Source organism: Alteromonas ponticola, from assembly GCF_012911815.1.
GTDB classification, from domain to species: domain Bacteria; phylum Pseudomonadota; class Gammaproteobacteria; order Enterobacterales; family Alteromonadaceae; genus Alteromonas; species Alteromonas ponticola.
The window spans coordinates 222,500-236,404 of the sequence record NZ_JAATNW010000005.1 but is presented as its reverse complement, the minus strand read 5'-3'; the positions used below and the strand labels follow the sequence as shown (position 1 = coordinate 236,404).

Sequence of the window (13,905 nt, the reverse complement as noted above, 5' to 3'; positions counted from 1 at the left end):
GAAAACTTACCACATTTGTGAATGTATACCCCTGGCAACGTTTAACCAACACACATCATTGTGCCTTAAGGGCACTCATTCAGCATGCCGCACCCATACAGACAATGCAACTGCGCATGAACACAAGATCGCATTCACAGAGTTCTGAGTAAGCATAAAAAAAGCCGGTAGCTTTTAAACAAGCTCCGGCTTTATTAACCAACTAGCGGCCCTCGTTAATATCGCGGTTTATGCTACATTTAACGTTGGGATGATCTTCGCTTTGGCATCATCTTCAGCTTTCTTGAAACTTTCAATTTTGTCAAAGTTCAGATAGCGGTAAACTTCACCTGCCATTGAATCAATTTTGCTCGCATATTCCATATACTCTTCAGCCGTAGGAATACGGCCAACAATTGCACCCACTGCAGCCAGTTCCGCAGAGGTCAGGTACACATTGGCACCGTCGCCCAGACGGTTAGGGAAGTTACGCGTAGAAGTCGACAACACCGTGGTTCCTGCATCAACGCGTGCCTGGTTACCCATGCACAATGAACAGCCTGGCATTTCGGTACGCACACCCACACGGCCGTAAATGTTGTAGTAACCTTCTTCCATTAGCTGTGCTTTATCCATCTTGGTCGGCGGAGAAATCCACAGGCGCGTTGGTAACGTTTTATTGAACTGCTCAAGCAATTTACCCGCCGCACGGAAGTGACCGATATTGGTCATGCACGAACCAATAAACACTTCATCAACGTGATCACCGGCAACATCAGACAAGGTTTTAGCGTCATCTGGGTCATTCGGGCAACAAACGATTGGTTCTTTGATGTCGGCCAGGTCGATTTCAATGACTTCAGCGTATTCAGCGTCTGCATCTGCACGCATCAGTTCAGGCTTGGCTAACCACTCTTCCATCTTCTGTGCGCGACGTTCAAGGGTACGTGGATCGCCGTAACCTTCGTTGATCATCCAACGCAACATGGTGATGTTTGATCTTAGGTACTCAGCGATAGATTCTTCAGACAAGTTAATGGTACAGCCGGCTGCAGAACGTTCAGCAGAAGCGTCTGACAGTTCAAATGCCTGCTCTACGGTCAGGTGCTCCAGACCTTCGATTTCCAGTACACGACCGGAGAACGCATTAATCTTGCCTTTCTTCTCTACCGTCAATAAACCTTGCTTGATGCCGTATAAAGGAATGGCGTGAACCAGATCACGTAAGGTAATCCCTGGCTGCATTTTGCCTTTAAAGCGAACCAGAATTGATTCAGGCATATCCAAAGGCATTACACCTGTTGCCGCCGCGAACGCGACCAGGCCAGAACCGGCCGGGAAAGAAATCCCCAGTGGGAAACGAGTATGCGAGTCACCACCGGTACCCACCGTATCAGGCAACAACATACGGTTCAGCCAGCTGTGAATAATACCGTCGCCGGGCCGCAACGAAACACCACCGCGATTCATGATGAAATCAGGCAATGTATGCTGGGTCTCGATGTCTACCGGCTTAGGATATGCCGCCGTGTGACAGAATGACTGCATGGTTAAATCAGCAGTAAAACCTAAACAAGCCAGATCTTTTAACTCGTCACGTGTCATTGGGCCGGTGGTGTCCTGCGAACCTACTGTGGTCATTTTGGGTTCACAGTACGTACCGGGACGAATACCTTCGACACCACAGGCCTTACCGACCATTTTCTGAGCCAAAGTAAACCCTTTGCCAGTGTCTTTTGGCTGTTCTGGCGTGCGGAATAAATCTGTAGGTCCCAGACCCAGCGTTTCGCGTGCTTTGTCGGTCAAACCACGACCAATTATCAGGTTGATACGGCCACCTGCGCGTACTTCGTCCAGAATAACTTTAGACTTATAATCGTACTCTGCTAACACTTCACCGGTTTCGTGGTTGGTGATTTTGCCATCAAACGGATAAATGTCGATAACGTCGCCCATTTCCATTTTTTCAACGTCAGCTTCAAATACCAACGCACCGGCATCTTCCATTGTATTAAAGAAAATAGGTGCAACTTTGTTACCAATACATACACCGCCACCACGTTTATTTGGCACCCCGGGTAAATCTTCACCGAAGAACCAAAGTACCGAGTTTGTCGCTGATTTCCGTGATGAACCTGTACCCACCACGTCACCAACGAAGGCAACCGGATGACCTTTGGCTTTAATAGCTTCAATCTGCTTCATCGGGCCTTTCACGCCGTGCTCTTCTGGCTCCAATCCTTCACGCGTCATTTTGTAGGCTGCTAATGCATGCAGAGGGATGTCAGGACGAGACCACGCATCAGGTGCTGGTGAAAGATCGTCGGTGTTAGTTTCGCCGGTAACTTTGAATACGGTGTAAGTAATTTTGTCGTCCATCTTCTTGCGCGACGTAAACCACTCACCTTCCGCCCACGATTTGATCACGTCGGTAGCGAATTCATTGCCTGCCTTGTGCTTTTCTTCCACGTCGTGATACGCATCGAACATAAGTAAAGTATGTTTAAGCTCTTTTGCCACCAGCGGTGCAAGCTCTTTATCGTCAAGTAATTCAACCATGGTGGCAATGTTGTAACCGCCATGCATGTTGCCTAACAATTCGATCGCTTTTTCTTTGCTGATCAGAGGGCAGCTGTCTTCACCCTTAGCAATGGCGCTCAGGAAGCCCGCTTTCACGTAAGCGGCTTCGTCAACACCTGGAGGAACGCGCTCGGAAAGAAGCGTTAATAACGTTTCTTCTTCCCCGGCAGGAGGGTTTTTCAATAACTCAACTAAACCGGCAACCTGTTCTGCATTTAAAGGTTTAGGAGGGATACCCTCAGCAGCACGTTCTTCAACGTGTTTGCGATAATCTTCTAACACGATTTCTTCCTCATGGTTAATCCTGTGTATTTGTCGGTCTTGCTACAGGAACTCAATAAAACGGCGGAATTATAACGGGTTATCCGCCAAAGTTAAATTTCAATCCGTTTATTGGCCGTTATAACCGCTATTCAGCGCATGTATCGCTCAAAAAATGAGCGCACGAAACATGATAATAGTATTCGCTGTGCGTCTTGAACGGTGGAAACAGCGCTGACGTCTTCCCGCATAGGGTTAGCTCGATCATGAATGACGTGGTTGCCTTCGATGCTCTCACTTCATTGTGGATTAATAGTAGTCATTTTAAGCGTCATTAACGTGAATTTTTAGCAATTTTGCGTTCGCCCCATCCGTTAAAATAACAATATTGCCATCATGACTGATTTTTACGTCCCGTAATCGCTGCTCAAGCTGAGGGAGGATCTTTTCTGAGACAGGCGGTTTTGCGTTAATGTCGACCGCGTACAACGCCTGTTCTTTAAGTGCGGTTACCAGCAATTTTCCGTCTAAATGAGGGAAGTTACTGCCCCGATAAAGGGCCATACCTGAAGGGGCGATGGACGGTGTCCAATTAACCAGCGGTTGCTGCATCCCCGGATACTCTTCAAACGGTGAAATGTGAGCACCGGAATAGTCCATGCCCAGCGTGATTACGGGCCATCCATAATTCTCGCCTCGGGTGATGATATTAATTTCATCGCCACCTTCGGGTCCGTGTTCGTGTTGGATGATGCGGTTGTTTTGCTGGTCAAACAGCAGCGCCTGCGGATTGCGATGCCCCAATGTGTAAACATAAGGGGATGAAGTAAAAGGCGGATTTTGCGGAGGCGACCCGTCTTCTCGAAAGTGTAAAATTTTGCCCAGCAAACTGCCTTTCACCTGAGCTTGTTCTCTGTAATCGAAGCCATCCCCGGAAGTAACCAACCAGGTACCATCTGGCAGGGCCAGTAAGCGGCCACCATAATGCACTGGCGTATCTTTATCAGGGGTCACTTTAAGAATAATGTTCACATCTGACAGCGAATCGTTTTCAAAGGTTGCTTTTGCCACAACCAACCGATTAGCGTCAGCGTTGCCTTGGCTGTAAGAAAGCAGTACGGTCCCGGACATCTTGAAATCGTGAGCTAATGTAAAGTCCAACAACCCGCCCTGACTCTCAACATATAAACCAGGTAAGTTAAGGTCAATCTTCTGCTTATTGCCCTGGTCGTCAATCTTAACCAGCTGCCCGCCTTTGAGCGTAACAACCCATGCACCATCAGGCATTTGAACCATAGTCCATGGCCGATGCAGCTTATCTGCAAGCGTCGTAATCTGCATGTCCGCTTCGGCCTGCACGCTGCCGATAAAACCGATACCTGTTACAAACACAAAAATTTGCGCCAGTTTAGCTATTGTCCACCTTTGCTTCATTGGTCCCTTCTTAAAAACTTGTGATCGCATTCACACCGTGAAATGATAAAACCATTATCACTTGGTTTGATTAATCTTGATATGGCTAAATCACTTCTATTTTTTAAAGCCTGGTTCATTGCATCGATTATTGCATTTGTACTCGCTTCACTTATGCATACGCAAATAGTACTGATTGGCTTAGTCAATATAGAGGTAAATATAGGCGTTGGCAGCTGGGTAAGCACCTCGATTCAGGATATTTGGGGGTTATTACCTACCTATGCGCCAGTTATCGCATTAGCACTGTTAATAGCCATGTTAGTGGTGGTGGTTTTCGTTAGATTTATCACGCTTCCCAGATTACTCGCATTTATTGGTGGGGCCACAGCAATGCTCACCGTGTTGTTGTCAATGCAACCTATTATGCATGTCACTTTAATAGCAGGTGCCCGAGAGCCAATTGGTGTTGCGCTGCAGTGCCTGTCAGGGGCAATTGGCGGGTTAGTTTTTGCTAAAATTTATTATAGCAACGAAGACTAATCACATATTACGCAGTGTTAACTAAATAGCGCAATTATCTGGTTGCGACGAGCGCTTCTTGGAAGCGGAATTATAAAACTGGCATAACCACCACCAACTGCGTATAAAAAAAGATTAACTACATTGCTCAAATTTTTTTCATTGGTATTTTAATCGTGTAACAGTTATGGCTTCAGCTGTGCTTTTGTCTTTAGTCACTACTCTGAAGCACTATCAGCTGCATATTGTCTAAAAGGAGTTTACCTATAAATTCGTTTAAGTTAGTGCTGTATGTTGGCGCTTTAATTTCTTTTTCTCTGCGGTCAGCACCTGATAACCGGGTCGAAATGTGCATTGATCACTTCCCCCCACGACAGATTATTGAAGAGGGAAAGGAGCCAACCGGCTATAGTGTGGAAATTGTTAAAGCCGTTATCCAAGAAGCGGGTTTAACGCTGGGCTTCACACCTGATACCCCCTTCACCAGGTGTTTACGAATGCTTAAATACGGCCAGTCGGATCTTATGGCGGGACTTATCGATACGCCCGAGCGACAGGAGTACATGGTTTTACTGCCCTACAGCTCTGAATCTGTAAAACGATTTTTCTCGCTTAAAAGTCTCAAACGTAACATTGAGACCTTAGACGACCTAAAAGGGTTGTCGGTTTCTACGGTCAGAGGATTTGAGTATCCTGAAGAATTTGAGCAGGTAGAAAGCTCGATTGATGTGACCAGAGTAGGCAGCGTAGAGGCGGCGTTTGAAATGGTGCGGCTAAAACGTATTGATGTGGTGATTGTGTCAGATTTTCGGGGCAAACATTATAGCCAACTTCCTAGGTTTGATGATCAGCTCAAATCACATCCGTTAACCCTCGCCCCGCCAAAGCCGGTTAATATCGGCATTTCAAAAAAAGGCAACGCGTTCAAGTATCTCCCGCAGATAGAGCGTGCGGTTAAAAAGCTGCAAAAAAACGGCACCATTGAAGCGCTACTGTACTCTTCTGAAACGATTTAGCGTACCTCATGCGCGAATTAATTTTCGCTCACCATCTCAGCGGCCAACCTGAACGAAAACTCACTGCCCTGCCCCACCTTGCTCTTCACTTCAAGTTTACTGTTATGGTGGCTTAACACGTGCTTCACAATGGATAATCCCAGACCAGAGCCACCAGTGCTGCGTGAACGCGCTTTATCAACCCGGTAAAATCGCTCGGTCAGGCGCGACAAATGTGTCTGCTCTATGCCATAACCGTTATCTACGACAGCAAACTTCACGCCGTTTTGCGCGCGTTTCCAGTACACATCAATAGTGCCATTATTTGGTGTATAGTTAATTGCATTAAAAATAAGATTAGAACAGGCGCTTCTTAATTCAGTTTCGATGCCGTAGACCTGTAAATCTGGCTCAATATGAAATGTAATGGTGTGCCCCTTTTCCTTATTTAGGGTCTGTACTTCAGATTCTATCTGCCCCAGCATTTTCGGCACATTCACTACCCGATCATGAATACGTTCGGCACTGGCTTCAATGCGTGACAACACCAATAAATCTTCAATTAAGCTTTTCATTCGCTTAGACTGGGCGTCCATTTCGTTAATGGCCTTGCTCAGCATCGGATTGGTATTATCCAACCCTTCCATCAACTCAAGGTAGCCGTTTATAACGGTTAATGGCGTGCGTAATTCGTGTGACACATTGGCCACAAAATCCTTACGCATAGCTTCTAATTGAGAAAGCCGGGTGACGTCGCGGGCAATCAATAATAAGTGATCTTCACCGTAGGGCATGATGCGGTATTCAAGCGTTTTACTGGGATTGACCGGAGAAGGAACTTCAATCGGGAAGGTGAAGTCGCGGGCTTGAAAATAACTGATAAATTTAGGGTGACGAATCAGGTTATTGAGCCGCTGTCCCGCATCAGCTGGCCATTTAAAGCCAAGTTCAATGCGTGCGAGTCGGTTACACCAGCTAATGGTACCTTTATCATCGATCACCACCGCCGCATCGGGCAGTGCCTCGGCTCCATCGCGAAAGCGCGTGACCAGGGAACCCAACTCTTTGCGCTTATTTCTGTTTCTGCGCTGCAAAAAGTAGATCCCTTCATAGATCAGTTCCCATACCCCCTTCACTGTGGGTGGGCTCATTTTGCGGCTATGCCATAACCAGCGGTTTAACCGATAAAGCTGCCAGTAGTTATTGAGCAACAACGCCAATATGCCCAGGCACATGACCAGTGCCATCTTATCCAGTACCGCTCCGATCAGGGCGAACAACATCAGATAAGCAACCAGTCCAAAGGCAATGCGGAGCCAGGAAAACGGATAATACATAGAAAATTACAGCACTGTTGCCAGAGTTCAGAAGCTTTATGCTAGCGCGTCCACGCACGCTAGCAAAGCATCAATTTACATTTTTGTAGAAAAGCGGTATCCCGCGCCACGAACAGTTTGAATCATTCGATCGTGACTGTAAGTGGAAATCGCCTTGCGCAATCTGCGAATATGCACATCAACCGTGCGATCTTCTACATAGACATTGGTGCCCCAAACGTTGTCCAGTAGCTGCTCTCTACTATACACACGTTCCGGTTGAGTCATGAAAAAGTGCAGCAATTTAAATTCGGTCGGCCCCATTTCTACCGGTTCATCATTCGCAGTAACCCGATGAGAAATGGGTTCCAATTTCAGACCATTGAACTCAATTGGCTCTTCGTTGGTGGTGGGTGTGACTCTGCGCATAACGGCTTTAATGCGCGCTACCAGCTCTTTGGGAGAGAAAGGTTTGGTAACGTAGTCATCAGCCCCTGCATCCAGACCGCGGATCTTATCTTCCTCTTCACCCTTGGCCGTTAACATGATCACCGGAATATCGCGGGTGTATTCGTGCTGTTTTAAGCTTTTGGCAAGTTGCACTCCGCTGCCGCCAGGCAGCATCCAGTCTAACAGAATCAGGTCTGGGTAAGGTTCACAAATCTGGCGCTGTGCTGCGTCTATGTCTTCCGCTTCAACCGTATTAAATCCTGATTGTTCTAACACAAACTTCAGCATTTCCCGGATCGGCGCTTCATCTTCCACTAACAAAACCGTACGAGACATTAGGTTTTCCTATTCATTGTTGAATCACCGCTATTATTAATCTGGACTGTGACAGTTTTATTAAAATGATGACACAAATGTGTCAAGTTACCACCAGCGTAAGGCCGTCGATCATGCGAGTTTGGGCATTCGCCCGCTAACAATTTGGTTTTACTCACTATTCCATTAAAAATTGACATAACCAGGCGCCGAAATAATTCATTTTAAACACATAATAGCGGTAAAAAATGCGGCATATTCTTTCATCAGCTTGTGTCTTCGTCGAATTACGCATATTCTTGGCATTATAATGTGAAATCATGGTGATAGAAGGTTAAGTATAGATGACGACCGTGAAGACAGGTTTGTCGAGAAAGTTATTAACTCGCGTTCTTTCGGTTTATTTTGTACTGACGCTAATCGTTACAATAGGCCAGATTTTTACCGAGTATTTAAGCACCAAGAGTCACATTGAAGGCGAACTTCGCACGCTTAAAAATACCTTCTCCACCTCTCTCACCCGCGCTATTTGGGAATTGAACACTCCACAGGCAATTTCCATCGCTGAAGGATTGATGGAACTTCCCATTGTCGAAGGCGTACAGATCCGCGATGAAAATGGTGATTACATTGCTGACCTGGGCCTGACCATTGAACAACCTCGCCAGCCTGTTGAAACGGGTATCATGAAGGACCATAGTGGGGGCGTATTCGGCTATAGCTTTCCGCTTATTTTTGAGTTTTCCGGACGCGCGTCCAACGTGGGGGACGTAACCCTTTATTCCAGTTTTGACATCATTTTCGGTCGCATTGAGGTGGGCGTATTTTTCCTGATTGGTAATGCCATCGTTAAAACTGCTTTTCTGGTGTTCTTATTCATGACCGCATTCAGACGTATGCTGTCTGAGCCATTATCTGAAATTACCGATCAGATGAGCGCGTTCAATCCTGAACATCCTCAGGATTCAAAGATTGATGTCACTATTGATGATGATAATGAGTTACTGCAATTACAACAGTCTTATAATCAGGTAATTGATGACCTGATTGCGTCTCAGAGCAAATTGCACAATGCCCAGAAAGAACTGACGCAAGCCAACAAAAAACTGGATGACCAGAATCTGATTTTGGAACAGGAAGTGGCGAAAAAAACGGCATCGCTTTCTCAAATCATGCTTGATTTAGAGCAACAAAAAGATGAGCTCATCGCCAACCAACGGGAATTGAGGCAGGAGAACGAAAACCGCCGTTATATCGAAGACGAGCTACGTAAGCGAAACGAGGAACTTGCCCAATCGAATAATTCATTAAAAATGGCCAAAGATCAGTTGGTAGAGTCTGAACGAATGGCCTCGTTGGGTGGGCTGGTTGCCGGTATTGCGCATGATGTAAATACGCCGCTGGGAGTCAGTGTCACTGCTGCCAGTTTTCTCACTGAGCGACTTCATTTAGTTAAGTCTGCGTTTGAAGATAAAAGCCTGACGAACAAAACGATGGCATCGTTTGTGGATGAGGCCGAACAAACGACGCGGCTGCTACTGACCAATTTAAACCGCGCATCCGAACTGGTCGCCAGTTTCAAGCAAGTGGCGGTCGACCAAACCAGTGAAGCAGAACGTGTGTTTAACCTCAATAATTACCTGCATGAAATTTTGCAATCACTGCAACCCACCTTTAAAAAAGGTGACTTTAAGGTTGATATCAGTTGTCCTGAGGACTTGCAAATCCGATGCGCGCCAGGAGTAATTGCGCAAATCACTACGAACATGCTGGTTAATTCAATTGTGCACGGCTTTGAAGATAAAGACAGTGGGCATATCGTACTGAAGGTCACGCAGGAAGACGAAGATGTGCTTATTGATTATGCGGATAACGGTCGAGGTATGAATGCAGCCAGCCTCGACAAACTCTTTGACGCTTTTTTTACCACTAAACAAGGTAAAGGAGGCAGCGGTCTTGGCACCCATATTATGTATAATCTGGTAACTCAGACGCTCAAGGGCCAGATTGAAGCCGAAAGTGAGCCCGGTAAAGGATTGCGTTACCTTATTCGTTTTCCGGCAAATCTGCACCACTAATCACAGATATCAATCACTCAACATTGCCTGAATCGTCAGAGGTTGGTACGCTTGCCGCCCTCGCAGATTTAGGTAACAAAAGTTATGTGGTTTAAAAATATCAAGGCGTATCAAATTACCCAGCCAATGTCACTCAGCGATGATGACGTGCAACGGGCCCTGACAGAAAATGCCTTTCGCCCTTGCGGTAATCAGGAAACCGCCACCATGGGTTTTGCTTCACCGTTCGCCCAAACCGGACAAGGCTCAATGATGTTTCACAATGTGGCGGAGCGTTACTGGATCACTGTAAAGAAGCAGGAGAAATTATTGCCCTCTTCCGTTGTAAACGAAGAGTTAGCGCAAAAAGTGGCGCAGATTGAACAAGAAACCGGTTCTCCTGTAGGTAAAAAAGCCCAGCAGGACATCAAGCAGGAAATTATCCATAAGTTACTCCCACAAGCGTTTACCAAGAACAGCTACATTCATGGTTTTATTTCGCTGCCAGAAAGTCTGGTGATCATCGATGCCTCGGCCGATGGAAAAGCGGAAGGTTACCTTGCGCTGATTAGAAAAGCGTTAGGCTCGCTACCTGTGGTACCACTGGCCAGAAGCAGTCTGCAATCAGAATTAACCCACTGGTTAACTGAGGGAACACCTGAGGGTGTTGCGTTACTTGAAGAAGCTGAATTTAAGTCAACCGATGATCTGGAAAGCATCATTCGCTGCAAAAACCAGCCGCTTGACAGTGATGAAATTAAAATGCATCTGGATGCCGGTAAATTGGTGCAAAAGGTCGGCTTTGAATATCAGGATACGCTGACCGCAGTGATCGCTGAAGACGGCTCGTTCAAGCGTCTTAAATTTACTGATCGTATTAAAGAAGAAACCGATGATATTCCCAAAGATCAGGCCGCTGCACGGCTGGATGCGGAGTTTGCGTTGATGTCTGCTGAACTTGCACAATTTGTCTCTTACATGCGAGACAAGCTCAATCTGCAGGCTGAATAGCGTTAGCTCAAACAACAACGCCGCGATAATCAGCGGCGTTGTTGACGAATGATGTTATTGGTAAATTAATCAAAGATTTGCTTAGCCACATCACGCATTGCAACAAATTCGTCAGAACTTAATTCGTGAATATCTTCAATGACTCCCCGTTGAATCGCCAGGTTTAAAATTGCATCTTTCTGATTTTCTATTTTTCCAGCCAGCACCGCACCTATTCTGACGAAATCGATATAAGCCACGTTTTCGGGCTGCACCGACAAATCGCGCCAATATTCAGCGATGTCGACGAAAGGTTGTCCAAACCCCCATTCACGGGTAATGCTGCCACCAATTCGACCCGAAAGTTTTTCAATCGCGACCTCTAAGAAGGTTGGGTTGGCGAACACCTCTTCATGTCGTTCGGCTTCAGTTAATATGGGTAACACCCCAATGTTGTGAACCAATGCAGCCAGAGTGACAGTATCCAGGCTCAAGTCACGTTTTTTGGTGCGTTTCACGTAGATTTGTAACGTCGCCATGGCATTGGCTACCACCGCCACCGTATTGTCCCACTCTCTTTTCATATAATCTGCTACCACATCGTTTTTCGACACGAATAGCTGCTCCATGGCCAACGCAGTCGCAATATTTTTAATGTAGACCAAGCCGACTCGAGTTACCGCCTGACTGACTGAATTGACCTTGACTGAACGCCCCATAAACGCGCTGTTGGCAATTTTGATCATGCGCGCACTCAAAGACGGATCTTGACCGACCACGTCCGCCATCTGATTGAGATTTATATCTGGGTTGTCCGCTGCTTTCCTGACTTTTAGCGCAATTGCCGGTAGTGTCGGTAACACCAGCGTGTCGTTATTAATTTTTTCTATGAGGATTGTCAAAAGCGCATTTTGTGTAGACATAAACCAACTTCCTACCGTGTTATTTTACAATGCCGCAACGTGCGAAGCAGTAGCAGACCACACCTGGTTGGCCTGCACCGCATGGTTATTTCATTTGGATGGCCTGGTATGGCTGGCCGACAAAATACAACTGAATGCGAAATATACCCACGCTACACGTAATTCGCATTAACGATCTTTGAGTACTGCAAATAGTAGTTATAAAACGCCAGAATTCGCAAGTAAGTTGCTGAGTTTTAACTTACGCAAGCCGTAAATCGATCACTTAGTATACCAGAGGCACGAGGAAGTGATAGAAGTTCAGCGGCTCCTTCGCTATGCTAGCGCTCAGATAATAATAGATCAGATTGTTGTACTCATATCTGAACAACAGTGGCGATAGAAAAATGAAAATGACATTACCCTTCAAACAACTGACGTTAGTTGCCTTGATTACGTCTTCAATTTTGGCTGGCTGTAGCGATAGACCGGCCACGCAAACGGAACAATCTTCGCAGGCAGCGCCGGAACAGTCAGCACAGGAAACTGCGACTGAACTATTAGTTGATAGAGACAGACTGAAAATTTATCACCCAGTAACACTTGAAGCCGATCTTTCAGGATTAAGCAGCAACCAAAAAAGAATGGTCGCATTATTGATTGATGCGTCAATGATTATGGATGACCTGTTCTGGAAACAAGCCTTTTATCAGGATAAGAATGAGTTTTTATCCTCCATTAAAGACGAAGAAGTCCGTCACTTTGCCGCTATCAATTATGGTCCTTGGGACAGACTCAATGGCGACGCCCCCTTCTTGTCGGGCTACGAAGACAAACCAGCCGGTGCTGAGTTTTATCCACACGACATGCAAAAAGAGGAATTAGAAAACGCCCCCATAGATGACGCTAACGGCCTCTACTCCGTTATTCGCAAAGATGAGCAGGGTAACCTCAAAGCCGTGCCCTATTCGGTTGCCTATAAAGCACAATTATCGAAGGCGGCGGAACTGTTGCGCCATGCTTCCGAACTTGCGGATAACCGCGAATTTGGCAATTACCTGATGATGCGCGCCGAAGCGTTGCTTTCCGATGAGTATCAGAAATCTGATATGGCGTGGATGGATATGAAGACCAATCCGGTTGAAGTAGTCATCGGCCCCATTGAAACATATGAAGATCAATTATTTGGTTATCGCGCCGCATTCGAATCTTACGTACTACTCAAAGATATGCAGTGGAGCGAGAAGTTAGCAAAATACGCGCAGTTCCTGCCTGAATTACAAAAAGGGTTGCCTGTGGCTGCCGAATACAAAGCGGAAGTCCCGGGGTCTGACGCAGATCTCAATGCTTACGATGTAATTTACTACGCCGGCCACTCAAATGCGGGCAGCAAAACCATTGCAATAAACTTACCTAATGATGAACAGGTTCAGTTGGAAAAAGGCACTCGTCGTCTGCAATTGAAAAATGCGATGCAGGCTAAATTCGACCATATTCTGCAACCTATTGCTGAGGTATTGATTGCGGAGGAGCAACGGGATCACATTACCTTTGATGCCTTTTTTGCAAACACCATGTTTCATGAAGTTGCTCATGGCCTGGGCATTAAAAATACGTTAAGCGGCAATGGCACAGTGAGAGCCGCATTGAAGGAACATGCCTCAGCGTTAGAAGAAGGTAAAGCGGACATTTTAGGCTTGTATATGGTGCAGAGTCTGCTTGAGAAAGGTGAGATCAGCGAAGGCACCCTCGAAGACTATTATGTTACTTTTATGGCGGGTATCTTCCGCTCGGTGCGCTTTGGCGCCTCCAGCGCGCACGGCAAAGCCAATATGATCCGCTTCAATGTGTTTGCCGAGATGGGCGCATTTGAGAAAGACGAAAACGGTATGTATAGCGTCAATATGGAAAAAATGGATGCAGCAATCAAGGCTTTGTCTGAAACCATCTTAACCCTGCAGGGTGACGGCGACTACGCGGGAGTGACAAAGCTGGTAGAAGAAAAAGGGGTGATAAAACCTCAATTGGCTAAAGATTTAGCGAAACTGGAAAAAGCCAATATTCCGGTCGATATTCATTTCAAACAGGGCAAAGATGTCTTGGGTCTTGAATAATCAGGATGAGT

The 13,905-nt window shown here is 46.2% G+C and carries 10 protein-coding genes; 5 read left to right on the top strand and 5 right to left on the bottom strand.

Annotated features, from left to right (window positions below; translation table 11 throughout):
• Window positions 1–228 precede the first annotated feature (228 nt).
• Both acnB and HCJ96_RS10320 read right to left on the bottom strand, forming a co-directional pair.
• Window positions 229–2,841, bottom strand: a complete 2,613-nt coding sequence (gene acnB, locus HCJ96_RS10325; protein ID WP_169210974.1) for a bifunctional aconitate hydratase 2/2-methylisocitrate dehydratase — start codon at window positions 2,839–2,841, stop codon at window positions 229–231.
• A gap of 303 nt (window positions 2,842–3,144) precedes the next feature.
• Window positions 3,145–4,254: a PQQ-dependent sugar dehydrogenase gene (locus HCJ96_RS10320; protein ID WP_169210973.1), complete on the bottom strand. Its 1,110-nt coding sequence runs from the start codon at window positions 4,252–4,254 to the stop codon at window positions 3,145–3,147.
• 42 nt (window positions 4,255–4,296) lie between these two features.
• Here HCJ96_RS10320 and HCJ96_RS10315 point away from each other — a divergent pair, with 42 nt between their 5' ends.
• On the top strand, window positions 4,297–4,776 hold the full coding sequence (locus HCJ96_RS10315; RefSeq protein ID WP_169210972.1) for a hypothetical protein: 480 nt from the start codon (window positions 4,297–4,299) through the stop codon (window positions 4,774–4,776).
• A gap of 326 nt (window positions 4,777–5,102) precedes the next feature.
• Window positions 5,103–5,771: a substrate-binding periplasmic protein gene (locus tag HCJ96_RS10310; RefSeq protein ID WP_169210971.1), complete on the top strand. Its 669-nt coding sequence runs from the start codon at window positions 5,103–5,105 to the stop codon at window positions 5,769–5,771.
• A 17-nt stretch (window positions 5,772–5,788) separates the two neighbouring features.
• On the opposite strand, the gene phoR is transcribed toward HCJ96_RS10310, so the two are convergent.
• Together phoR and phoB are read right to left on the bottom strand one after the other, a co-directional pair.
• Window positions 5,789–7,087 (bottom strand): phosphate regulon sensor histidine kinase PhoR, encoded by a 1,299-nt coding sequence (gene phoR, locus HCJ96_RS10305; RefSeq protein ID WP_169210970.1) that lies wholly within the window; start codon window positions 7,085–7,087, stop codon window positions 5,789–5,791.
• Window positions 7,088–7,162: 75 nt separating this feature from the next.
• On the bottom strand, window positions 7,163–7,852 hold the full coding sequence (gene phoB, locus HCJ96_RS10300; RefSeq protein ID WP_169210969.1) for a phosphate regulon transcriptional regulator PhoB: 690 nt from the start codon (window positions 7,850–7,852) through the stop codon (window positions 7,163–7,165).
• 323 nt (window positions 7,853–8,175) lie between these two features.
• On the opposite strand from phoB, the gene HCJ96_RS10295 reads away from it, so the two are divergent.
• Window positions 8,176–9,909 carry a sensor histidine kinase gene (locus HCJ96_RS10295; RefSeq protein WP_169210968.1) on the top strand — a complete coding sequence of 578 codons (1,734 nt, stop codon included), beginning with the start codon at window positions 8,176–8,178 and terminating at the stop codon, window positions 9,907–9,909.
• Between the two features lie 84 nt (window positions 9,910–9,993).
• Window positions 9,994–10,899: a recombination-associated protein RdgC gene (gene rdgC, locus HCJ96_RS10290; RefSeq protein WP_169210967.1), complete on the top strand. Its 906-nt coding sequence runs from the start codon at window positions 9,994–9,996 to the stop codon at window positions 10,897–10,899.
• A gap of 65 nt (window positions 10,900–10,964) precedes the next feature.
• On the opposite strand, the gene HCJ96_RS10285 is transcribed toward rdgC, so the two are convergent.
• Window positions 10,965–11,801 carry an HDOD domain-containing protein gene (locus HCJ96_RS10285; RefSeq protein WP_169210966.1) on the bottom strand — a complete coding sequence of 279 codons (837 nt, stop codon included), beginning with the start codon at window positions 11,799–11,801 and terminating at the stop codon, window positions 10,965–10,967.
• Between the two features lie 386 nt (window positions 11,802–12,187).
• On the opposite strand from HCJ96_RS10285, the gene HCJ96_RS10280 reads away from it, so the two are divergent.
• Entirely contained in the window at window positions 12,188–13,894 is a 1,707-nt protein-coding gene (locus tag HCJ96_RS10280; RefSeq protein WP_169210965.1) for a dipeptidyl-peptidase 3 family protein, read from the top strand.
• Window positions 13,895–13,905 lie beyond the last annotated feature (11 nt).

What these genes read in the sequence shown, in the direction of transcription:
- HCJ96_RS10320 (WP_169210973.1), bottom strand. Translation starts at nt 4,254, where the DNA reads ATGAAGCAAAGGTGGACAATAGCTAAACTGGCGCAAATTTTTGTGTTT.
- HCJ96_RS10315 (WP_169210972.1), top strand. Translation starts at nt 4,297, where the DNA reads ATGATAAAACCATTATCACTTGGTTTGATTAATCTTGATATGGCTAAA.
- HCJ96_RS10310 (WP_169210971.1), top strand. Translation starts at nt 5,103, where the DNA reads ATGTGCATTGATCACTTCCCCCCACGACAGATTATTGAAGAGGGAAAG.
- phoR (WP_169210970.1), bottom strand. Translation starts at nt 7,087, where the DNA reads ATGTATTATCCGTTTTCCTGGCTCCGCATTGCCTTTGGACTGGTTGCT.
- phoB (WP_169210969.1), bottom strand. Translation starts at nt 7,852, where the DNA reads ATGTCTCGTACGGTTTTGTTAGTGGAAGATGAAGCGCCGATCCGGGAA.
- HCJ96_RS10295 (WP_169210968.1), top strand. Translation starts at nt 8,176, where the DNA reads ATGACGACCGTGAAGACAGGTTTGTCGAGAAAGTTATTAACTCGCGTT.
- rdgC (WP_169210967.1), top strand. Translation starts at nt 9,994, where the DNA reads ATGTGGTTTAAAAATATCAAGGCGTATCAAATTACCCAGCCAATGTCA.
- HCJ96_RS10285 (WP_169210966.1), bottom strand. Translation starts at nt 11,801, where the DNA reads ATGTCTACACAAAATGCGCTTTTGACAATCCTCATAGAAAAAATTAAT.
- HCJ96_RS10280 (WP_169210965.1), top strand. Translation starts at nt 12,188, where the DNA reads ATGAAAATGACATTACCCTTCAAACAACTGACGTTAGTTGCCTTGATT.